The 20,619-nt window shown below is 55.8% G+C and carries 19 protein-coding genes; 17 read left to right on the top strand and 2 right to left on the bottom strand.

Features of this window, described 5'->3' with window-relative positions; all coding sequences use genetic code 11:
* The first annotated feature begins 162 nt into the window (after nt 1-162).
* From ACHQGU_RS09470 to ACHQGU_RS09430, 9 genes are read left to right on the top strand one after another with little or no spacing between them, the layout of a single operon-like run.
* Nucleotides 163-645: an MSMEG_0572/Sll0783 family nitrogen starvation response protein gene (locus ACHQGU_RS09470; protein WP_063908307.1), complete on the top strand. Its 483-nt coding sequence runs from the start codon at nt 163-165 to the stop codon at nt 643-645.
* A 23-nt stretch (nt 646-668) separates the two neighbouring features.
* Nucleotides 669-1,652 (top strand): Nit6803 family nitrilase, encoded by a 984-nt coding sequence (locus ACHQGU_RS09465; protein ID WP_395494865.1) that lies wholly within the window; start codon nt 669-671, stop codon nt 1,650-1,652.
* Nucleotides 1,649-2,758: an MSMEG_0568 family radical SAM protein gene (locus ACHQGU_RS09460; RefSeq protein ID WP_395494864.1), complete on the top strand. Its 1,110-nt coding sequence runs from the start codon at nt 1,649-1,651 to the stop codon at nt 2,756-2,758. Before ACHQGU_RS09465 ends, ACHQGU_RS09460 begins: the two co-directional genes overlap by 4 nt.
* Nucleotides 2,755-3,318 (top strand): MSMEG_0567/Sll0786 family nitrogen starvation N-acetyltransferase, encoded by a 564-nt coding sequence (locus ACHQGU_RS09455; RefSeq protein WP_395494863.1) that lies wholly within the window; start codon nt 2,755-2,757, stop codon nt 3,316-3,318. Before ACHQGU_RS09460 ends, ACHQGU_RS09455 begins: the two co-directional genes overlap by 4 nt.
* Entirely contained in the window at nt 3,315-4,289 is a 975-nt protein-coding gene (locus ACHQGU_RS09450; RefSeq protein WP_395496413.1) for a sll0787 family AIR synthase-like protein, read from the top strand. The genes ACHQGU_RS09455 and ACHQGU_RS09450 overlap by 4 nt, the downstream gene beginning before the upstream one ends.
* The gene (locus tag ACHQGU_RS09445; protein WP_395494862.1) at nt 4,286-5,464 is read left to right on the top strand and encodes an MSMEG_0565 family glycosyltransferase; all 1,179 of its coding nucleotides are present in this window, start codon (nt 4,286-4,288) and stop codon (nt 5,462-5,464) included. The genes ACHQGU_RS09450 and ACHQGU_RS09445 overlap by 4 nt, the downstream gene beginning before the upstream one ends.
* Nucleotides 5,452-5,739 carry an MSMEG_0570 family nitrogen starvation response protein gene (locus ACHQGU_RS09440; RefSeq protein ID WP_253542221.1) on the top strand — a complete coding sequence of 96 codons (288 nt, stop codon included), beginning with the start codon at nt 5,452-5,454 and terminating at the stop codon, nt 5,737-5,739. Before ACHQGU_RS09445 ends, ACHQGU_RS09440 begins: the two co-directional genes overlap by 13 nt.
* A 16-nt stretch (nt 5,740-5,755) precedes the next feature.
* Nucleotides 5,756-7,003, top strand: coding sequence for an MSMEG_0569 family flavin-dependent oxidoreductase (locus tag ACHQGU_RS09435; protein ID WP_395494861.1), 1,248 nt, complete (start codon nt 5,756-5,758; stop codon nt 7,001-7,003).
* Between the two features lie 14 nt (nt 7,004-7,017).
* Nucleotides 7,018-8,790, top strand: coding sequence for an AMP-binding protein (locus ACHQGU_RS09430; protein ID WP_395494860.1), 1,773 nt, complete (start codon nt 7,018-7,020; stop codon nt 8,788-8,790).
* A gap of 92 nt (nt 8,791-8,882) precedes the next feature.
* On the opposite strand, the gene ACHQGU_RS09425 is transcribed toward ACHQGU_RS09430, so the two are convergent.
* The gene (locus ACHQGU_RS09425; RefSeq protein WP_395494859.1) at nt 8,883-9,650 is read right to left on the bottom strand and encodes an SDR family NAD(P)-dependent oxidoreductase; all 768 of its coding nucleotides are present in this window, start codon (nt 9,648-9,650) and stop codon (nt 8,883-8,885) included.
* 101 nt (nt 9,651-9,751) lie between these two features.
* Between ACHQGU_RS09425 and ACHQGU_RS09420 the strand changes: the two genes are divergently transcribed.
* The gene (locus tag ACHQGU_RS09420; RefSeq protein ID WP_395494858.1) at nt 9,752-10,660 is read left to right on the top strand and encodes a LysR family transcriptional regulator; all 909 of its coding nucleotides are present in this window, start codon (nt 9,752-9,754) and stop codon (nt 10,658-10,660) included.
* A gap of 234 nt (nt 10,661-10,894) precedes the next feature.
* Here ACHQGU_RS09420 and ACHQGU_RS09415 read toward each other — a convergent pair whose 3' ends face one another.
* Nucleotides 10,895-11,557 carry a TetR/AcrR family transcriptional regulator gene (locus ACHQGU_RS09415; protein ID WP_395494857.1) on the bottom strand — a complete coding sequence of 221 codons (663 nt, stop codon included), beginning with the start codon at nt 11,555-11,557 and terminating at the stop codon, nt 10,895-10,897.
* A gap of 251 nt (nt 11,558-11,808) precedes the next feature.
* Here ACHQGU_RS09415 and ACHQGU_RS09410 point away from each other — a divergent pair, with 251 nt between their 5' ends.
* The 7 genes from ACHQGU_RS09410 to ACHQGU_RS09380 all read left to right on the top strand — a co-directional run bounded on the left by ACHQGU_RS09410 (nt 11,809) and on the right by ACHQGU_RS09380 (nt 20,617).
* Entirely contained in the window at nt 11,809-13,308 is a 1,500-nt protein-coding gene (locus ACHQGU_RS09410; protein ID WP_395494856.1) for an aldehyde dehydrogenase family protein, read from the top strand.
* Entirely contained in the window at nt 13,305-14,900 is a 1,596-nt protein-coding gene (locus tag ACHQGU_RS09405; RefSeq protein WP_395494855.1) for a GMC family oxidoreductase, read from the top strand. The genes ACHQGU_RS09410 and ACHQGU_RS09405 overlap by 4 nt, the downstream gene beginning before the upstream one ends.
* A 123-nt stretch (nt 14,901-15,023) precedes the next feature.
* A complete protein-coding gene (locus ACHQGU_RS09400) occupies nt 15,024-16,595 on the top strand; it encodes an acyl CoA:acetate/3-ketoacid CoA transferase (RefSeq protein ID WP_395494853.1) in 1,572 nt (523 codons plus the stop codon).
* Nucleotides 16,596-16,690: 95 nt separating this feature from the next.
* Entirely contained in the window at nt 16,691-17,833 is a 1,143-nt protein-coding gene (locus ACHQGU_RS09395; RefSeq protein WP_253551108.1) for an acyl-CoA dehydrogenase family protein, read from the top strand.
* The gene (locus ACHQGU_RS09390) at nt 17,830-18,597 is read left to right on the top strand and encodes a 3-ketoacyl-ACP reductase (protein ID WP_395494851.1); all 768 of its coding nucleotides are present in this window, start codon (nt 17,830-17,832) and stop codon (nt 18,595-18,597) included. The genes ACHQGU_RS09395 and ACHQGU_RS09390 overlap by 4 nt, the downstream gene beginning before the upstream one ends.
* 8 nt (nt 18,598-18,605) lie before the next feature.
* Complete coding sequence (locus tag ACHQGU_RS09385) at nt 18,606-19,757, top strand: dihydrodipicolinate synthase family protein (protein WP_395494849.1); 1,152 nt, start codon at nt 18,606-18,608, stop codon at nt 19,755-19,757.
* Nucleotides 19,758-19,759: 2 nt separating this feature from the next.
* Nucleotides 19,760-20,617, top strand: coding sequence for a sugar phosphate isomerase/epimerase family protein (locus ACHQGU_RS09380; protein WP_395494847.1), 858 nt, complete (start codon nt 19,760-19,762; stop codon nt 20,615-20,617).
* Nucleotides 20,618-20,619: the final 2 nt, after the last annotated feature.

Raw genomic sequence — 20,619 nt, 5'->3', positions numbered from 1 at the left:
CTGCTCTCATTAAGAGGTGCCTTACGGCATAATTTGATCTGATTGTATTGCCGTTAATGAGCATACAATATTTTGCCTGTTCGTCATCCCGTGCCACGTTCGCTTCAGCAACGCGGTTAGCCCCGGTTTCTCGCCGGGACCGCAGCACACGGGAGAGATACCATGCCGAAAGTCGAACACGCTCCGCATAAAGATGGTGATTGCTTCGTCAATTATGAAAACAAGGTTTTCGAGGACGTTAAAGCTAATCCCGGAGAAAAAGCCCTCATTACCTTTCATACCGTCGCCAATGAAGGGTCTGTCGGGTTTGTAAATCTGCTGCAGGCCACGCGTCTGATCCGCAAAGGCTTTGAAACGTCAGTTCTTCTGTATGGTCCGGGTGTGACCCTCGGCGTGCAGCGCGGTTTTCCCCGTCTGGGGGATGAAGCCTTTCCGGGACACATGAACTGCAACAAGCAGATCGCGAAAATCCTTGAAGAAGGCGGAAAGGTTTATGCCTGCCGCTTCGCGCTTCAGGCCCTTTACGGCTACGGTGAGCAGAACCTGATCCCGGGTATTACGCCCATCAATCCGCAGGATGTGCTCGACATCATTCTGCTGGCGCGTCGCGATAACGCCTTCATCCTCAATACCTGGACTCTCTGAAGCCGGAAGTGAGACCGCAAGCCATGCCTCGTATCGTTCGCGCCGCAGCCATTCAGATCAGCCCTGTCCTTGGTGACGATGGTCTGGGGACTGCCCGGAAAGTCTGTCAGGCCATCCGCGATGCCGCCGAAAAAGGTGTTGCGCTTGCGGTCTTTCCTGAAACCTTTGTGCCTTATTACCCCTATTTCTCGTTTATCCAGCCCGCTTTCCGCTTCGGCGGCGAGCATCTGGAACTCTACGAACGCGCTGTGGTCATCCCCGGTCCGGTGACGGACATGGTGGCGGAGGCCGCACGCCAGACCGGTATGGTTGTGGTGCTGGGCGTGAATGAACGGGATTTCGGCACTCTCTACAACACGCAGATTATTTTTGATGCCACGGGAGAAATCCTGCTCAAGCGCCGCAAAATCACACCAACCTACCATGAGCGTATGGTCTGGGGGCAGGGTGACGGGGCAGGGCTTAAAGTGGTGGAGAGTGCAGCTGGCCGTATTGGCGCACTCGCCTGCTGGGAGCATTACAATCCGCTCGCCCGCTACGCGCTGATGACCCAGCATGAGGAAATCCACTGCGCCCAGTTTCCGGGCTCACTGGTCGGGCAGATTTTTGCCGATCAGATGGAAGTGACCATCCGGCATCACGCACTGGAATCCGGTTGCTTTGTCGTGAACGCCACGGGGTGGCTGACGGAAGACCAGATCAAGGAAATCGCGCGGGATCCCGCACTGGAAGGGCCGCTGCGAGGCGGCTGTTTTACGGCCATCGTTTCTCCCGAAGGGAAACTGCTCGGCACGCCTCTGACGGAAGGTGAGGGGATGGTGATTGCCGATCTTGATTTCGCCCTGATCACCAAGCGCAAGCGGATGATGGATTCCGTGGGGCATTACGCACGCCCTGAACTGCTGAGCCTGCTTCAGGACCGGCGACCGGCGCGCACGGTGCATTATGTCGGTGAGCACGGAGCCGCTGAGCCGATTGGTCCATCCAATGATGAGGCCAAGCCATGACCGTCCCAACACTCGGCACGCTTTCCGGCCGTAAGCTTGTTACCGATCTCCAGTCATTCGGGTTGCAGATTGGCACGGAAAGTGGCGGGATTTCCCGTAAAGGCGGGGCTGGTCCTTCTGACCACAAGACAATTACCATTGCGGGCCAGACTGTCATGGTCCCGGTCTATACATCCGGTGCGCGTCAGTCTCCGTTTCAGGCAAGTCCGCCGGACCAGAACGGGGCCAGCACGCTGGAGCGGGACGGGCAAACACTCGGCACGATTCATTTTCCAGCCGCCCCGCGCTTTTATGGTCTGACCACAGCGGACGGCATTCCCTATTGGAAAATTGCCCTCCTGCATGGGCGAGATACGCTGGCCACCACGGTGCATCAGACCTGCATCCGCTATGCTGATCGGCGCACGTCCTGCCAGTTCTGCGCTATTGGCCAGTCGCTAGAGGCCGATCGGACGATCGCTTACAAGACCCCGGCACAGCTTGCCGAAGTTGCCAAAGCCGCTGTGGAGCTGGATGGCGTTCGGGATATGGTGCTGACAACTGGCACCCCAAATGTGGTGGACCGGGGGGCTGCCGTGCTGGCGGAATCAGCCCGTGCTATCCGGGCGGCTGTTGATCTGCCGCTTCAGGTTCAGTGTGAGCCGCCACGGGACCCTGGCTGGTTCCAGCGCCTGCGGGATGCCGGAGCAGACAGTCTGGGCATGCATCTTGAGGCCGCCACGCAGGCTGTGCGTGAGAAGATCATGCCTGGCAAGGCCACGGTCAGCGTTGAGCGTTATATGGACGCGTTTGCCAGTGCCGTGCCCATTTTCGGGCGGGGGCAGGTCAATACCTACATTCTGGCTGGTCTTGGCGACAGTGCCGAAGACATTCTGGCGCTGGCCGAGCGGCTGATTGCGCTTGGGGTCTATCCCTTTGTGGTGCCATTTGTGCCAATCTCCGGAACGCCTCTGGAAAATCATGCGCCTCCTTCAGCTGATTTCATTAAGTCCGTTCTGGCTCCTCTTGGGCGTATGCTGCGGGAAGCGAACATGAAATCCACCGATATCCGGGCAGGATGTGGCCGGTGTGGTGCCTGTTCCTCGCTTTCGGCGTACGAACAATGAGTAAAATCTTCGAAGGCCTGGAAAACCGGCCATTCATCCCTACAGAATATGTCGTGCGTCTTGCCCGCACGCCGTGGGAGCGGGCAGGTTATCATGCACTGCGCCGCGAAGTGTTCTGCACAGAACAGCATGTTTTTGTAGAGGATGACCGCGATACAATCGACGACGTTGCCATTCCTATCATTGCGGCCTGCTGCATGGCCGGGATGCCGGACAGGGTTGTGGGCGCAGTACGCATTCATGAAGCTGAACCCGGTGTCTGGCGAGGATCTCGTCTGGCTGTGCATGCAGAGCATCGCAAGCTGGGGCGCATCGGGACGGAACTCATCCGCATGGCGGTCAGCACGGCGCACGGGCTTGGGGCGACCCGGTTTCTGGCGCAGGTGCAGGAACAGAATGTACTGTTTTTCCGCCGCCTGTACTGGAAAAGCCTAGGCACCATAACCCTGCACGGCCTGCCGCATCATGACATGCAGGCTGACCTTTCGCGCTATCCGGCACACGGGCAGGACCAGACATGGTTACTGCGCCCGCAGCCACGCACACGGCAGGTGGCGTGATGGTTGGGGAACTCGCCACATTGCTGCGTGCGCTCCGTAACGGTCGGGCTCTTGCCGCCAAACAGGATATTTCTGAAGCCGTTGCGGTTTTGGGGCGTGATGCCTGTGAGGGTATCCGGCTTGGCGATGACTGCGCCGCGATCCCGGATGGCGAGGGCTATCTCCTGCTGGCCAGTGAGGGGTTTCAGGACAGTTTTGTGCGGTCCATGCCGTGGTTTGCAGGCTATTGCGGCGTGATGGTCAATGTCAGTGATATTGCGGCTATGGGCGGTCGTCCGCTGGCGGTGGTCGATGCGCTGTGGAGTGACACGTCTGAGGCTGCGGCCTCAATCCTGACAGGCCTTCATGATGGTGCCAATACCTATGGTGTGCCGGTTGTTGGCGGACATACCAATATGCGGAGCACCCATAATTCGCTCTCGGTGGCGATCCTTGGCCGTGCCCGTCATTTGCTGACCAGCTTTGATGCCCGACCGGGTGAGGTTCTGATTGCCGCGATCGATCTGCGGGGCCGCTGGCATGAACCGCATCCATTCTGGGACGCCAGTTCCGCCCTGTGTGGCACTGATGAAGCGGTGCGCCTGCGCGGCGATATCGAACTTCTGCCAGCGATTGCTGAGGACGGTCTGAGCCGTGTTGCCAAGGACATCAGTATGGCCGGGCTGTTGGGGACTGCCCTTATGCTGGCCGAATGTTCTGGCGTGGGTATGACCATCAGGCTTGACGACATCCCGCGTCCTGAGGGTGCACTGATGGAGCGCTGGCTGTCGGCTTTCCCCAGCTATGGCTATTTGCTGACGGCATGCCCCGAAAATGCGGGGGCCGTTATGGACCGGTTCAAAGAGCGCGGGATTGCTGCGGCTGTGATCGGTCAGGTGACGGACACGCTGCTGCTTGATGTCACATGGGATGACGAGCAGGAAACCTTCTGGGATCTCGCACGGACGCCGCTCATGGGGGTAGCGCCATGACGTTCTCCATCGGCATCCTGACACATTCCACCAACCCGCGTGGTGGCGTGGTGCATGGTATGGCGCTGGCGGAAGCTCTGTGTGACGCCGGGCACACTGCCACTCTGATTGCGCCAGACACGACAGGGAACGGCTTCTTCCGCACGCCGCGTTGCACCACCCGTTGCATTCCCGCTCTGCCCGAACAGGATCTGCCGACGCTGGTGGAACGCCGCATTGGTGAGATCAGGGACGCTCTGCGTGGAGAGCACTTTGATGTGCTGCATGCGCAGGACCCTATCAGTGCCAATGCGCTGGCTGATCTGATGGAAGAAGGGCAGATAGCGGGCTTTGCGCGCACCATCCACCATCTTGATCGTTTTTCCCATCCTGTCCTTGCGGCACGGCAGGAGAGGGGATTTATGGCTGCGACTGAACTGTTCACGGTCAGTGCGCTGTGGGAACGCACCCTGTGCGACGACCATAGGCGTGAAGCCCCCGTTGTAGGCAATGGCGTCGATCCGCTGCGCTTTTCGCCCGTACCAACCATGCAGGATGCGTCACTGCGGGCGCGATATCATCTGCCAGCCGACCGCCGTCTGATCCTGGCCGTAGGTGGGATTGAGCGTCGCAAAAATACCCTGCACCTTCTGGAAGCCTTTCTGTCCCTGCGCCATGAGCAGCCTGACGTGCATCTGCTTGTGGTGGGCGGCGCTTCACTACTGGATCATTCGTCCTACCGCACTCAGTTTACGACGCGGCTGCGCGAAAGCGGGGAAGGCGACCATGTCACCGTGACCGGGCCTGTTGCGGATGAAGACATGCCGTCCTTCTACCGGCAGGCGGCCGTGCTGGCCTATCCGTCCGCAACGGAAGGGTTTGGTCTGTGTCCGTTGGAGGCTCTGGCGTGTGGCACGCCTGCCGTAGTGCCGGAGATTGCGCCTTTCACGGAGCACCTTTCGGGAGCGGATGCGCTGTGGTGCCGTCCGGATAATCCCAACTCTCTGCTTTTAACATTGCGTGAGGCCCTCAGCGCCCAAACCCGCGACCGTTTTCAGGTCAGCGGCCCAGCAACGGGGCGCCGTTTCGACTGGCGCAGCGTGGCTAGTCGGCATCTGCCCGCATATCGGCGTCTGGCGGCTCTGCCACATGCCAATGTCCATAATTCCGGAGCGTCATCACCATGCCCGAAATGACCTTTCGCGTGCGCTGGCCCGATGGGAAAGAGACCGACTGTTACTCCCCATCGCTGGTCATAAGGGACCACTTCACGCCCGGTCAGGATTATCCGGTCCGGGAGTTTTTGGAAAAGGCGGATACGGCCCTGACGGAAGCTAGTGAGCGCGTGCGTGCACGCTACGGCTTTCCGTGCAGCCGTGCCCTTGGCCAGCTTCAGGCCATCCGGCAGGCCAGTGTTCCGTTCCTCACACATCCCGATGCGCAGGTGCGCGTCCTGTCTTTCAGATCCTGAGACGAAAAGAACGACCATGATACAGAACGAAAAAAGCATTCCCGTCATCATCGTAGGGGGCGGACAGGCCGGACTCTCCATGAGCTGGTATCTCTGCCGCGAGAAGGTGGAACACATTGTCTTTGAGGCAAAGACAGCCTGCCACTCATGGGACGATGAGCGCTGGGACAATTTCTGCCTGGTCACACCGAACTGGCAATGCGAACTCCCCGGCCATCCGTATGAGGGAAAAGATCCGCACGGCTTCATGGTGAAGCAGGAAATAATAGACTATGTCAAAGGCTTTGTTAATTCGTTTAACCCGCCTTTGCACGAACACACAGCGGTTACCTCCATCACACGTCACGAAGCCGGTGGGTATCGTGTAGTGGCGGGCGGTGAGACCTGGCACACAAAGCATGTGGTCATCGCCTCGGGCGCGTATCAGGACGCGGTGATCCCCGGCTATGCGAGCGCCATTGATCGCTCAATATTTCAGGTGCATTCACAGGATTACCGTAATGCGGCCCAGTTACCGGAGGGAGCGGTTCTGGTCGTGGGGAGTGGTCAGTCAGGCGCGCAGATTGTCGAGGACCTGTTTCTTGAAAAACGCAAGGTCCATCTCTGCGTTGGTTCAGCCCCGCGTGTCTCGCGTTTCTATCGCGGGCGCGACGTGGTGGACTGGCTGGCGGATATGCACTTCTATGACCTGACGGTGGATAATCACCCTCTTCGTGACGGAGCCCGTGACAAGACCAATCATTACGTCACGGGCCGCAACGGAGGGCATGATCTTGATCTGCGCCTTTTTGCAAAGGAAGGGGTGGGCCTGCACGGCACGCTGGAGACAATCCGGGATGAGGTGGCGGCGTTCAGGCCCGATCTGAAGGAAAACCTTGATGATGCAGACAAGACGAATGCCGACATCAAGAAATCCATCGACGCCTACATCGCCCGTGAAGGGATTACGGTCCCGACGGAAGCCCCTTATGTGCCCGTATGGGAACCTGATGGCAGTAATACGCCGCTGGACCTGAAGGCAGCCGGCATCACATCAATCGTCTGGTGCATTGGCTTCCGACCAAATTATCGCTGGATCGACGTGCCCGTCTTCAACGGGGCCAACAAGCCGGTCTGGCATCGGGGCGTGACGGATGCGCCGGGCTTCTACTTCCTCGGCCTGCCATGGCTGCACACATGGGGATCGGGACGGTTCTCAGGCGTTTCGCGCGATGCCGCGTGGCTGGCCAGCCAGATCACCGGCAAAGACGTGCCTGTAGCCTGAACGGAGTAAACGGCATGCTTCCATGGACGACATACGAGGCGATGTACGATGCGGCGCTGAATCAGCCAGAGCCGTTCTGGCTGGCTGCGGCGCAGCATGTGACATGGAAGCAGCCGCCTGTGACGGCATGCAGGACGCGGGAGGATGGCTGGCATGACTGGTTTCCTGATGCCACGCTCAACACCTGCTACAATGCTGTAGACCGGCATGTTGAAAACGGGCGTGGCGCGCAGGCAGCATTGATCTGGCATTCCTGCGCCACCAGAGAACATCAGGTCGTAACCTATAGGGAGTTGCAAGGCCGGGTAGCCGGATTTGCCGGTGGCCTGCGCTCGCTGGGGGTGGAGAAAGGCGACCGCGTCCTGATCGCCATGCCGACCATGGTCGAGACGGCCATCGCCATGCTGGCCTGTGCGCGGATCGGTGCCGTGCATGTCGTGGTTTTTGCCGGTTATGCCGGGCCAGAACTGGCGCGGCGGATTGATGATGTGGCCCCGAAAGTCGTCATCATCGCGAGTTGCAGCTTTCAGGGGCAGAAGCCGGTCGCGTCTGCATCCGTCCTCAACGAGGCACTGGCCACAGCGACGCACAGACCACAAGCCTGTGTGGTTGTGCAGCGTGAAGCCTCTCCGGCCCCGCTTTTGCCAGTGCGGGATCATGATTTTCGCACGCTGGAACAGTCCGCGCCAGCAGAACCGGTCATGCTGCGTTCCGAAGATCACTTGTATATTCTTCATACATCTGGGACGACAGGAAGCGCGAAGGGCATTGTGCGCGACAATGGCGGTCATGCCGTAGCCCTCGCCCTGTCTATGGACCTGATATATGGGTGCAAACCCGGTGATACCTTCTTCACCACATCGGACCTTGGCTGGGTTGTTGGCCATTCCTATGGGGTCTACGCGCCGCTGATCAGCGGCTGCACCAGCGTGATTGTCGAAGGCGGTGCATCTGCTTCCGCCATCCGTGCGCTCTGTCACGAACACGCGGTGAAATGCCTGTTTACCACCCCAACCCAGATGCGGCTCATGCGGCAGGAAAGTCGTAACCTGTCAGGGGTTATCCTGCCCGCACTCGCCGGCGTCTTCGTGGCCGGGGAATATGCGGACCCAACTTTACTGGATTGGGCGCGATCATATTTCCGCAAACCTGTCGTCAATCACTGGTGGCAGACGGAAACCGGGTGGAGCATAACCGCCCATTTCTTCGGCCTGCCTGAGCGTGAGCCAGTCTCCCTCATGAATGACATCGGACGACCTGCGCCGGGGTTCCGCCCGGCCATAGTGCCATCCGTGCCCGATGAACGGTGCGGAGAGATTGTCCTGTCCCTGCCGTTGCCGCCGGGCTGTCTGGCAGGTGTATGGAAGGATAGGAAGATCCATGTTCCCACGGCCTGTCTTGATGAGACAGGCAGCTATTATCGTACCTTCGATGAAGGCATGATCGACCCGATGAACGCTGTGCATATGCTCGGGCGTTCTGATGACGTCATCAAGGTTGCTGGGCGTCGCATTTCAGGCGTGCAAATTGAAAAGATCATTGCGGCGCATCCTGCTGTTCATGCCTGCGCTGTGGTCGCGACCCCCGACGAACTGCGGGGGCAACGACCAGTTGCCTATGTGGTGATTGAAGCGGGGAGGGAATGCCCGCCTTCGTCCGAGGAGATTATCCGGCAGGTGAATGACGTGCTTGGTCGGTGGATTGGCCTCAGGGAAATCCGCTTCGTCAGGCAATTACCGACCACCGTATCAGGCAAGATTACGCGGAAACGCCTGCTGATCTCCTGATGGTATCAGTCGCATTGGGTCCTTCTTATGGCCCCGCTCAAACACTGGGGCGTGCGGCACTCTGTATGCGAGAGTGCCGTAATCGCCATCGTTCAGATGACCTGACCGCCGGAGACTTCGATCCGCTGCGCGTTCACCCAGCGATTGTCCTCAGACAGCAGCGAGGCGATCATCGGGCCGATGTCGTCTGGTAGTCCGGGGCGTCCCAGCGCGGTTGTTTCTGCAATGTGGTGGGCGACGTCCGGGTTGTCCCGCACTATGCCCCCGGAGAAATCCGTCTGGATCGCACCGGGTGCCACCGTGTTGACGGCGATGCGGCGCGCGCCAAGTTCCTTAGCCATATAATGCGTCATCACCTCTACTGCGCCCTTCATGGCTGCGTAGGTAATTCGTCCGGGGTAGGCAAAACGCGTCAGGCCGGATGAAATATTGACGATCCGGCCTCCATCCGCGATCAGCGGCAGCAAGGTCTGCGTCAGGAAAAACGGACCTTTGGCATGAATCCGATAAGCGGCGTCGAAATCTTCTTCGGTCACTTCGCCAAATAGCCCCTCATGGGAGGTGCCGGCCATGTTGACCAGATAATTGAAACGCTCGGCACCCCATGCGGCCAGCACGCGCCGAATTTCCTCGGCGAAGGCTGGAAAGGCATGCGTATCGCCAGTGTCGAGTTGCAGAGCGACCGCACGAGCTCCGTAGCGTTCGACAGTCTCGACCACCTCATCAGCAGCAGATTTGTTAGTGTGATAGGTGAAGATTGAGGGAACGCCGCGCCGGGCGAGAGCCTCAACGGTTGCGCGGCCCAGTCCACGGCTTCCGCCGGTGACGATGGCAATGGGATTCGGGGTCGTTGCAGGCATGGGACTCTCCATCTGGTGAAGGAGCAATTCTGCTCACACTGTCATCCTTCCGATAAGAGTGCTCTTTCCGTCAGCATTGTTTTGCGCAATGGAATAATCCTATGGACAGACTTGCGACACTCGACCTCTTTATCCGCATTGTAGACCGCGGCAGCTTCAGTGCCGCGGCAGCCGCTTGCGGTGTCTCCCGCCCGGTTGCGACCGCTGCGATCAAGGCATTGGAACAAAGGCTAGGGACGCGCCTACTGCACCGCTCGACGCGTCACGTGCGCCCAACCGAGGAAGGCGCAGCTTACTATCGCCGCTGTGTGGCGATCCTGGCGGACCTTGAAGATGCGGATCGTGGCGCGAGTGGCGTTGTGGCGGGTTTGTTGCGTGCTGATGTTATCGGACGTCTGGCGCGGATGCTTCTGCTGCCCGCGCTGCCCGATTTTCTGGCCCGGCATCCAGCGCTGACCGTTCATCTTGGCGAAGGCGAGCGATTTGTCGATCTGGTGCGCGAGGGGGTGGATTGCGTTGTGCGGGCCGGAAAACTGCCGGACAGCGATATGATTGTCCGACCACTTGGCGTTATGGAGGAGGTGACGGTTGCCAGCCCAGCGTATCTGGCGCGGTATGGAACGCCAGCCTCTCCTGAGGATCTTGGGGGGCATCAGATGATCGGCTTCGTGTCCTCACGCACCGGCCAGTCCCTGCCATTGGAGTTTACGCGCGGAGAGGAGGTAATTGAGGTCTCGCTTCCGGCGCGTCTGCTGGTTGGAGGTGTGGATACTTACGCTGAAGCCGCCAGACAGGGGTTCGGTCTCGTGCAGGTTCCGCGTTATGGCTTTGTGGAGGACCTCGATAGGGGCACACTGATCGAAGTCCTCCCCGATTTCCCACCTACGCCAACCCCGCTCTCAGTGCTTTATCCAAGCAACCGGCAGCTTTCTCCACGTGTGCGGGTGTTCGCGGACTGGCTGGTGGAGAGTATTGGTTCGAGGTTTTATCAAAATGCCGATGATCCCTAAGTCGATGCAAAGATGGGTAGAGCGTAATCAGCGGAATTGAGAATTACAGGTTTGGTAAGGCCTGCCTTGCTCCACTCATCAAGTTTCTAAAAATAATTAATCCAAGTAAGGAATGTAATTCGGTGTTTTCCCTTAAATGAATAATCAAAATATCGTAATAATAAGAAGAAAACCTTTAGTATAAAAATATATTTATGCCATTTTTATTTTTGTGATCAAGGGGTGGTCCAAATCCTAAGCGCAGAGAAGCCTCAGGATTGTGTCTATGTTAAAAGCCAGTCGTTCTTGCAGGGCTTTTTTTGAAAGAAAATCTCGATTGAAAATGACTGAGCCAGTATAGCTGTTTGTCAGGTAATAATAGCCGATTGATGCAATGGTAATGTTGACTTGCGCAGCATCCAGCCCTGGACGAAATGTGCCCTCTTGTGCACCCTGGTCAAGAATAGCCTGAATACGCGCAACAAATTTTTTACTGACTTCACGAAGTGTGGAAGAGTTCTTGATGTGACGCGCTTTGTTGAGGTTTTCGTTGTTGACCAGAGTAATAAATTCCGGATTTTTAAGATAATATTCCCATGTGAAGCGTACAAATTCTGTAATCGCTTCTTTCGGGGGGAGTGTTTCTAACTTCAGGCGCGCTTCTTCGGAACGGATATCAAGATATGCCTGTTCTATGATGACTTTAAAGAGATTTTCTTTGCTTTCAAAATAGTGGTAAATCATACGCTTGTTGGCTTGAGCCTCAAGTGCAATCGCATCAACGCGTGCGCCTTCCAGCCCATTCTGAGCAAATTCCTTCTTTGCGGCTTCCAGAATTCGAAGCTTTGTTGCCTCAGCATCCCGAATACGTGGCGTAGAAGGGGATCGTGCGGTTTGAATTGCGCGCGTCAATGACATCAGCCTGCTAAATCAAAAAGGAAAGGGCATACGCCTTCAACAGAAGGTGAAGGTGTTCAAACTTTTTTGCAACAGATTTAAGTAACTAATTGGTTCTTTCTTCGTTTAAAGTCGAGAACGCTTTTTGCTCTTCTGAGCCAGGCGACCACAACGGAGAGGCGGAATGCCCCCTCGCACAGAGCCGACCATTTCTTAAGGCAAAGCATCCTTTTGAAAGGACTCAGTGCGATACGAATGGAAGGCTGAATTTGATGACAGCGACGAAAGATCGTTTTTCTACTCCTGCCAAGCCGCGTGATTTTGGATTTTTTATAGATGGCGAATGGCGGCATGGACGGGAGATGTATGAACGGTTTTCTCCTTCTCATGAACATAGTGTGACGCGTATAGCCTGCTGTACAAAACAGGACCTTGATGATGCCGTGGCCGCGGCCCGTAAAGCGTTTGATGAGGGGCCGTGGGCGCAACAGTCAGGGGCAGAGCGTGCAGATGTTCTTCTGCGCACAGCTACTCTCCTTCGTGAACGAGCGGAAGACATTGCTTACTGGGAGGTGCTGGAGAACGGAAAACCTTTCACTCAGGCTAAGGGAGAAATTACCCACGCGATTGCCTGTTTTGAGACGGCTGCCGGTGCTGCCCGCTTGTTGCATGGCAATACATTTAACAATCTGGGCTCCTCCCTTTTTGGAATGGTTCTGCGGGAGCCCATCGGGGTGGTCGGGCTTATTACGCCCTGGAATTTCCCTTTTATGATCTTGTGCGAGAGGCTTCCGTTTATTCTCGCGTCCGGGTGCACTGTGGTGGTTAAGCCTGCTGAGGTGACCAGTGCCACAACCCTGCTTATGGCCGACATTCTGGCCGAGGCAGGGCTGCCCAAAGGTGTCTATAATGTTGTGACGGGCTCCGGCAGCGTTATCGGGCAGGCTATGGCCGAGCATACCGATATTGATATGCTGTCTTTTACAGGCTCAACCAAAGTTGGACGCTCCTGCATTAAGGCTTCTGCTGAGAGTAACCTCAAAAAACTGGGACTGGAACTGGGCGGCAAAAATCCGATTATTGTTTTTGCAGATAGCAACCTGGATGATGCCGCAGATGCAGTCGCTTTTGGGGTGAGTTTTAACACTGGCCAGTGCTGCGTTTCGACCAGCCGGTTGATTGTTGAACAGTCTGTAGCGGATGAGTTTGAGCGCCGTGTTGCTGAAAAAATGGCAAAAATTCGGGTTGGCAATCCGTTTGATCCTGAGACGCAGGTTGGTGCCATTACAACGGATGCTCAAAACGAGACAATTCTTAACTATATTGCAAAAGGTAAATTGGAAGGTGCTGTTTTGCAATGTGGCGGAATGGAAATCGCGTGTGCAAAAGGGCGTTATATTGCGCCAACTCTTTTTACGCATGTAACGCCAGACATGGCGATTGCGCGTGATGAAATCTTTGGTCCTGTTTTGTCTTCCTTCCGTTTTGAAACGGTAGAAGATGCAATCCGGCTGGCGAATGACACCGTGTATGGGCTTGCCGCTTCCGTCTGGACGCAGGATATCAGCAAAGCTCTGACTGTGACCCGGCGGGTCAAAGCAGGGCGGTTTTGGGTCAATACCATTATGACGGGTGGCCCGGAAACGCCTATTGGAGGTTTTCGTCAGTCTGGCTGGGGGCGTGAAGCTGGCCTTGCCGGAGTGGAAGAATATACGCAGCTCAAAACGGTGCATATTGATACGGACAGACGTTCGCACTGGATTGCATCATGACAGCGCGCTTTGACTACATTGTTGTAGGGGGCGGCTCTGCGGGATGTGTTCTAGCAAGCCGCCTTTCCGAGGATCCGATGGTAAAAGTCTGCCTGATTGAGGCCGGGAAGCGGGATGTCCACCCCTTTATCCATATTCCGGCAGGCTTTGCGAAAATGACGGGCGGCCCCTGGACATGGGGATTACAGACCGTTCCGCAGAAACATGCGAACAACCGCAAAATTCCCTATGTTCAGGGGCGTGTTCTTGGAGGCGGTTCGTCTATAAACGCGGAGGTTTTTACGCGTGGCCACCCATCGGATTTTGACAGATGGGAGCAGGAGGGGGCGACTGGCTGGGCGTTTAAGGACGTTCAGAAGTATTTCCTGCAGTCTGAGGGGAATACTATTTTGTCGGGGGCCTGGCACGGCACATCGGGGCCTCTGGGCGTCTCGGACGTGACTGCACCCAACGTAACCACGCAGGCTTTTGTGCAAAGCTGCCAGGAAATGGGCTTGCCTTATAATCGTGATTTTAATGGCGCTACGCAGGAAGGGGCAGGGTTATATCAGCTGACCGTGCGGAACCAGAGGCGTTGTTCTACAGCCGTTGGATATTTGCGACCGGCTCTGGACCGTAAAAATCTGACGGTTGTGACAAATTCTCTTGTTTTGCGCATCCTCTTTGAAGGTCGGCGTGCGGCAGGTGTGCAGTATGTCGTCGGTGGCAAAGTTATCACGGCTGCCGCTGAGCGCGAAATTCTTGTCACGTCCGGGGCAATAGGAACCCCTAAACTCATGTTGCTCTCGGGTATTGGCCCAGCGGACCATCTGCAACAGCATGGCATTCCTGTTGTTCAGGATCTGCCCGGAGTGGGCGAGAATTTACAAGATCATTATGGCGTTGATATTGTTGCGGAAATAAAAAAGAACATTAGTCTGGATAAATACAACAAGCTGCACAATATGGCTTGGTCTGGCCTGCAATATGCAGTGTTTGGGACTGGAGCCGCAGCCTCCAATATTGTGGAAGCGGGGGCGTTCTGGCGCACAAGCCCGACTGTCGATATTCCTGATATCCAGTTCCATTTTCTTGCAGGGGCAGGGGCGGAAGCCGGCGTTATGACCGTTCCAAAAGGGCGGTCAGGGATTACCCTGAACAGTTATCTTTTGCGCCCAAAATCGCGCGGAACAGTGCGGCTTCACTCTGCCGATGCACGAGTGAGTCCGCTCGTGGATCCAAATTTTCTGTCTCATCCCGATGACCTGCGGTTGGCTGCAAAAGGGGTCAAATTGAGTTACGAGATGTTCTCTCAATCTTCCCTCCAAAAGCACATCCGCGAGATTTGTTTTTTCAAGGATAAAGCGCCGTCTCTGCAGGAGTGTGAGGCTTATGCGCGGCAGTATGGGCGCACATCTTATCATCCTACCTGCACATGCCGTATGGGCTCTGGGCAGGGCGCTGTGGTTGATCCGTTTCTGAAGGTCTATGGCGTGGACGGACTGCGGATTTGCGATAGCTCTGCCATGCCGTCTCTGCTCGGGTCGAATACCAATGCTGCAACTGTGATGATTGCCGAAAGAGCCGCTGATTTTATCCGGGCAGGAGACTGATACCGGTTAATGCCCGGAAAGTTACCGAGACCATGAAACTGGCTCTTGCGTGGAGACAAATTCTCGTATTCACTTTCTTAAGTAACCAACTGGTTAGATAATAATAAAAACGGACCGGATTCCATGACGAAAATCAGAACCGCCGCGGAAGCTGTAGGCCTCATACAAAACGGCGCTACCATTGCGGTCAACTCCTCCTCTGGGTTGCTGTGTCCAGATGCGGTGCTGGAGGCGCTAGGGCAGCGTTATGCCGCAGAGGGAGCCCCTGCCAGCCTGACAACCATCCATCCCATTTGTGCGGGAGATATGTTTGGCACAAAGGGCGTGGACCACCTTGCACAACCGGGGATGATCAGCCGTATAATTGGTGGCTCCTATCCCTCCGGCCCAAGCAATGCAGAGCCTCCGCTGATCTGGCAGCGTATTCTGAGTGAAGATCTGGCAGCCTATAATGTGCCATCCGGCATCATCTTTGACATGCTACGGGAAGGAGCGGCCTTAAGGCCGGGTGTACTGACAAAAGTCGGAATGGACACCTTTGCCGATCCGCGGCGCGAAGGCTGCGCCATGAATGGAACGGCACGGCAGCAGTCCATTGTTCGGGTCATGCAGTTTGAAGGGGAAGACTGGCTCTACTTTCCTGCATTGAAGCCAGATGTGGCCATTATTCGCGCCAGCACCGCCGACGAAAAAGGTAATCTGACGTTTGAGCAGGAGGGCGCGACTCTGGGAGCCATGGAAATGGCATTGGCAGCGCACAATAACGGTGGGCTGGTTATTGCGCAGGTGCGTCGTGTTGCTGCTCAGGGGACGCTGAAGCCGCATGATGTAAAGGTCCCTGGCATTCTGGTGGATGTTGTGGTCGAGGCTCCCGATCAGTTGCAGACAACCGCAACACTGTATGATCCTGCAATTTCCGGCGAAATTTTCCGTCCTCTTTCCAGTTTTGAGTGTCCCGCCTTTGGCCCCTCCAAGGTTATGGCGCGCCGTGTTGCGCAGGAGCTGAAAAAAGGGTGGGCCGTTAATATCGGTTTTGGAATTTCCGCTAATGTTCCCCGTATTTTACTCGAAGAAGGGCAGCATGGTGCCGTCACCTGGGTGATTGAGCAGGGTGCTGTGGGGGGCGTTCCTCTGCTTGATTTCAAATTCGGATGTGCAAGCAATGCGGAAGCTTTCGTCGCATCGCCGCATCAGTTTTCTTATTTTCAGGCAGGTGGCTTTGACTGTTCTTTACTGTCCTTTCTGGAAATAGGGGAAGATGGCTCTGTGAATGTCAGCCGTCTGGCTGCAACACCCCATCGGACAGCAGGGGCCGGAGGATTTGTTGATATTACCAGCAGGGCAAAGCGCATTATTTTTTCTGGAAATTTTAATGCAGGCGCCAAAATGCACATAGAGGATGGCCGGCTGGTCATCGATAAAGAGGGGAAGATCGCCAAAATTGTTCCCGAAGTTGCCCAGGTTAGTTTTTCCGGTCGTAAAGCGACAGAGAACGGGCAGGACATTACTTATGTAACCGAACGCTGCGTTATCAGGCTTCTGGACGGAAAGCTGACGGTTACGGAGATTGCTCCCGGAATTGATATAGAGCGAGATATTCTTTCTCAGGCTTCCGGCACGCTGCATGTTGCGCCCGACCTTAAGGAAATGAATGCCGCTCTGTTCAGAGACTCTCCAGTGGGTCTGTCACTCTGATTTTATAAATATTCAAGAAAAAACCAACGTCTTTAGAAGCGCTGGTTTTGTTTATCTCACAAGTAACTGCATGGTTATAAAACAAGGAGGCAGTCATGTTCCTTAACGAAACACAAGAAGAAGTTCGTTCAACAACACGTTCTTTTGTGAATGACGTTGTTCGTCCGGCAGCAGAAGCTCTGGACCGCGAAGAACGCTTTCCGACTGAAATTTATGATGAAATGGGCAAGCTCGGCCTGTTCGGCATTGCTGTACCAGAAGAATTGGGCGGCCCTGGCTTTGATACGCTGACCTATGCTGTGGTGATGGAAGAACTCTCCCGTGGTTACGCCAGTGTGGCGGATCAGTGTGGGTTAGTGGAACTTATTTCCACTTTGCTCGTCCGGCATGGAACGCCGGAGCAGCAGAAAATGCTGCCTGATGTCATGTCCATGAAGCGGAAGGTCGCCTATTGCATTACCGAACCGGAAGCTGGAACGGATGTGTCTGGCATTCGCACAACCGCCGTCAGAGATGGGGATGGCTGGGTGCTGAATGGCGGCAAAATCTGGATCCATAATGCGCCCGTGGCGGACACAGGGTTTGTGCTGGCCCGTACGGATAAAGAAGCCGGTAATCGGGGGATGTCCATTTTTATCGTGGATCTGCACGCCAAAGGTGTGGAACGGGGGCCTAAGGAGCACAAAATGGGGCAGCGTGCCAGTCAGGTAGGCGCACTGGATTTTCAGGATGTGCGTCTTGGCCCTGATGCCCTGCTGGGCGAGATGAACCGCGGCTTTCATATGATGATGAGCGTTCTGGACAAAGGGCGCGTCGGCATTGCCGCTCTGGCTGTAGGGATTGCGCAAGCGGGTCTTGAAGCCGCAGTAGATTATGCGGGCACGCGCAAGCAATTTGGCAAACATATCTCTGAATTTCAGGGTGTGCAGTGGCTGCTGGCTGACATGGCGAAGGACATCGAGGCCGCCCGTCTTCTGGTTTACTCTGCCGCTATGAAAATTGATCGCGGGCTGGATGCCACACGTGCCTGCTCCATGGCGAAATGTTTTGCCGGGGATATTGCTGTTGCCCGTACAGCCGATGCTGTGCAGGTGTTCGGCGGTTCCGGCTACATTCGTGGTTTTGAAGTTGAACGCCTGTATAGGGATGCAAAAATCACCCAGATTTATGAAGGAACAAACCAGATTCAGCGCATGATTATCGCGCGCGAACTGCTGCGGAAGGGTGCTTCTGCATGACACAGGTTGCGCTTGTCACCGGAGCTTCCAGAGGCATCGGGCTGGCGGTGGCTGAGGCTTTGGCAAAAGAGGGATTTTCTCTTGCCGTAAATGGGTTGACTGATGATGACGAACTGGCAGCAGCCGTCAGGCATCTTTCAGCTTTGGGGGGGGCAGTTATGCCACTTCCCTTTGATGTGACGAAACAGGAGCTCTATAGAGATATCTTTGCAAAAATTGAAGCTACGCTCGGACCCGTTACAACACTGGTTAATAATGCTGGCGTGGGAGTGATGCATCGCGGAGACATGCTGGATGTTTCCCCGGAAAGCTGGGACCGCTGTTTTGCTGTGAATGCAAAGGCCGTTTTCTTTTTGTCTCAAGAATTTGCACGTTATTTTCTTGCACGACCGCGTTCGGCTGAGGTGTTCTGCTCTATTGTTAATATTACCTCGTCCAATGCCGTTGCCGTGGCAACAGCACGCTCAGAATATTGTGCCTCCAAGGCCGCAGCGGCCATGGTGTCCAAAACTCTGGCGGTGCGGCTGGGAGCAGAAAATATCGCGGTTTACGATGTTCAGCCCGGACTGATTGCGACCGAGATGACGGTACCCGTCATTGAGCACTATCGGAAACGGGCAGCGGATGGCTTGACGCTGTTCCCTCGCGTGGGAGAACCCGCAGAGATAGGCCGTATTGTGGCTGCCCTTGCAGCAGGCAACCTTCCTTACACAACTGGCCAGGTTATTTCGGCAGACGCCGGAATGCTTGTGCCGCGATTTTGAGATCAGCCATGAAAATATTTCTTCCTGATAGCGAAGGGCTGAAAACAGCATATCAACTCAGTGGCAAGACGGCTCCGCAGAGTGTCCTGCCTGCTGATCCAGCCCGTATTGTCTATTCTGCAGCCCATGTCACGGCTGACCCATTCAGCGCATCGGCCCCCTCTGGCCGCGGGGCGATCGATTGGGAGGCCACATTGGCTTTCAGGCGGTATCTGGAAGGGCTTGGACTAGGTATTGCGGAAGCCATGGATACCGCTCAACGGGGTATGGGGCTGGACTGGCCCAATGCCCTGGAACTGATCAAGCGCACCAGGGAAGACTTGCCCCACGCACGTGTGGTCAATGGATGTGGGACAGACCATCTGGATCCGGCAGACGCCAGCACTCTGGATGATGTAATTCAGGCGTATCTGGAGCAGGTGGAAGCCATTCAGCGCGTGGGGGCGCGCATCATTCTCATGGCGAGCCGGGCGCTTGTTCGCGTGGCAAAAAGCCCTGAGGATTATAAAAAGGTCTATGCCAGGGTTCTGGACGCCTGTGATGAACCTGTGGTTCTGCACTGGCTGGGGAGCGCGTTCGATCCGGCTTTAAAAGGCTATTGGGGGGCTGCTGATTTTACAGATGCTGTGGAAATTGCTCTTGATGTCATTGAACAAAATAAGAGCAAAGTAGATGGCATAAAAATTTCTCTTCTGGATAAGGAGAAAGAAATTCTTATGCGCCGACGTCTGCCTGCCGGCGTGAAAATGTATACGGGCGATGACTTCAATTATCCGGAGCTTATTGCCGGAGATGATCAGGGCTACAGTCACGCCTTGCTGGGTATTTTTGACCCCATCGCGCCTTTGGCCGCGTCTGCTGTAAGCCGACTGGGGGAGGGAGATAAAGCGGGTTTCCATGCACTACTGGACCCGACGGTGCCTCTGGCCCGGCTTATGTTTCAGGCCCCGACCCAATACTACAAAACAGGCGTTGTCTTTCTGGCTTGGCTGAATGGCTTCCAGAAGCATTTCATTATGCTGAACGGGGCGCAATCCATGCGTGCTCTGCCGTATTTCACAGGTATTTTCCGTCATGCGGATGCGTGTGGGCTTCTCCGGGACCCGGACCTTGCCGTAGTGCGTATGCGTAGTCTGCTGACTCTTTATGGGGTGGACTGATTATGCGGGATTTTAGCCAGAATACTGCTGCACTGGCCCTAAACACAGCCACCCTTGGGCATAATATGCCCGGTGCCGGAGGTGGCTGGTCTCCTGAGCAGACAGTGGATGCCTGCGCACAGAGGGGGATTGGCGGCATTGTGTTCTGGCGGACGGAAATAGCCGGGCGCGCGACTGCTATCGGGCATTATGCCAGACAGGCTGGAGTAAAGGTTGTGGGGCTTTGCCGTTCACCGTTTTTAACAGGACCTCTCTCCCTTCAGAACTCCAAAGACATTCAGGATGATTTTCTTAAGGCGATTGATGAAACCGCTGCTCTCGGTGGTGATGTGCTGACTATTGTTGTGGGGGGCGTGGAGGCCGGAACAAAAGGTATTCGGGAAAGCCTGAAATATGTCGCAGAGCGTGTAGCTTCTGTCAGTGACTATGCCGCACAGTGCGGTGTCCGGCTTGCACTGGAGCCCTTGCATCCGATGTATGGCGGAGATCGCTCCTGCCTGACAACCACGCGGGATGCGCTGGACCTGTGTGATCAGATTGCGGCCCCTAATCTCGGGGTGGCTATAGATGTTTATCATGTCTGGTGGGATACGGATCTGCCGCGGCAGCTTGATCGTGCACACGGGCGTATTTTCGGCTTCCATTTATGTGACTGGCTGGCACACACGACAGATTTTCTGCTTGACCGCGGGATGATGGGCGATGGGGTGGCAGACCTTAAAGGCCTGCGCTGCGCAGTTGAAAAAGCTGGCTATGCAGGGTTCTGCGAAGTTGAAATTTTTTCTGCACAAAACTGGTGGAAGCGTGATCCGAATGATGTGCTGGACGTCATGGTGGAACGCTTCCGAACCGTGTGCTGAGT

It is taken from the genome of Acetobacter sp. KSO5 (assembly GCF_044094635.1).
Classification (GTDB): domain Bacteria; phylum Pseudomonadota; class Alphaproteobacteria; order Acetobacterales; family Acetobacteraceae; genus Acetobacter; species Acetobacter cerevisiae.
This window is presented reverse-complemented; position numbering and strand designations above follow the sequence as displayed.

What these genes read in the sequence shown, in the direction of transcription:
- ACHQGU_RS09470 (WP_063908307.1), top strand. Translation starts at nt 163, where the DNA reads ATGCCGAAAGTCGAACACGCTCCGCATAAAGATGGTGATTGCTTCGTC.
- ACHQGU_RS09465 (WP_395494865.1), top strand. Translation starts at nt 669, where the DNA reads ATGCCTCGTATCGTTCGCGCCGCAGCCATTCAGATCAGCCCTGTCCTT.
- ACHQGU_RS09460 (WP_395494864.1), top strand. Translation starts at nt 1,649, where the DNA reads ATGACCGTCCCAACACTCGGCACGCTTTCCGGCCGTAAGCTTGTTACC.
- ACHQGU_RS09455 (WP_395494863.1), top strand. Translation starts at nt 2,755, where the DNA reads ATGAGTAAAATCTTCGAAGGCCTGGAAAACCGGCCATTCATCCCTACA.
- ACHQGU_RS09445 (WP_395494862.1), top strand. Translation starts at nt 4,286, where the DNA reads ATGACGTTCTCCATCGGCATCCTGACACATTCCACCAACCCGCGTGGT.
- ACHQGU_RS09440 (WP_253542221.1), top strand. Translation starts at nt 5,452, where the DNA reads ATGCCCGAAATGACCTTTCGCGTGCGCTGGCCCGATGGGAAAGAGACC.
- ACHQGU_RS09435 (WP_395494861.1), top strand. Translation starts at nt 5,756, where the DNA reads ATGATACAGAACGAAAAAAGCATTCCCGTCATCATCGTAGGGGGCGGA.
- ACHQGU_RS09430 (WP_395494860.1), top strand. Translation starts at nt 7,018, where the DNA reads ATGCTTCCATGGACGACATACGAGGCGATGTACGATGCGGCGCTGAAT.
- ACHQGU_RS09425 (WP_395494859.1), bottom strand. Translation starts at nt 9,650, where the DNA reads ATGCCTGCAACGACCCCGAATCCCATTGCCATCGTCACCGGCGGAAGC.
- ACHQGU_RS09420 (WP_395494858.1), top strand. Translation starts at nt 9,752, where the DNA reads ATGGACAGACTTGCGACACTCGACCTCTTTATCCGCATTGTAGACCGC.
- ACHQGU_RS09415 (WP_395494857.1), bottom strand. Translation starts at nt 11,557, where the DNA reads ATGTCATTGACGCGCGCAATTCAAACCGCACGATCCCCTTCTACGCCA.
- ACHQGU_RS09410 (WP_395494856.1), top strand. Translation starts at nt 11,809, where the DNA reads ATGACAGCGACGAAAGATCGTTTTTCTACTCCTGCCAAGCCGCGTGAT.
- ACHQGU_RS09405 (WP_395494855.1), top strand. Translation starts at nt 13,305, where the DNA reads ATGACAGCGCGCTTTGACTACATTGTTGTAGGGGGCGGCTCTGCGGGA.
- ACHQGU_RS09400 (WP_395494853.1), top strand. Translation starts at nt 15,024, where the DNA reads ATGACGAAAATCAGAACCGCCGCGGAAGCTGTAGGCCTCATACAAAAC.
- ACHQGU_RS09395 (WP_253551108.1), top strand. Translation starts at nt 16,691, where the DNA reads ATGTTCCTTAACGAAACACAAGAAGAAGTTCGTTCAACAACACGTTCT.
- ACHQGU_RS09390 (WP_395494851.1), top strand. Translation starts at nt 17,830, where the DNA reads ATGACACAGGTTGCGCTTGTCACCGGAGCTTCCAGAGGCATCGGGCTG.
- ACHQGU_RS09385 (WP_395494849.1), top strand. Translation starts at nt 18,606, where the DNA reads ATGAAAATATTTCTTCCTGATAGCGAAGGGCTGAAAACAGCATATCAA.
- ACHQGU_RS09380 (WP_395494847.1), top strand. Translation starts at nt 19,760, where the DNA reads ATGCGGGATTTTAGCCAGAATACTGCTGCACTGGCCCTAAACACAGCC.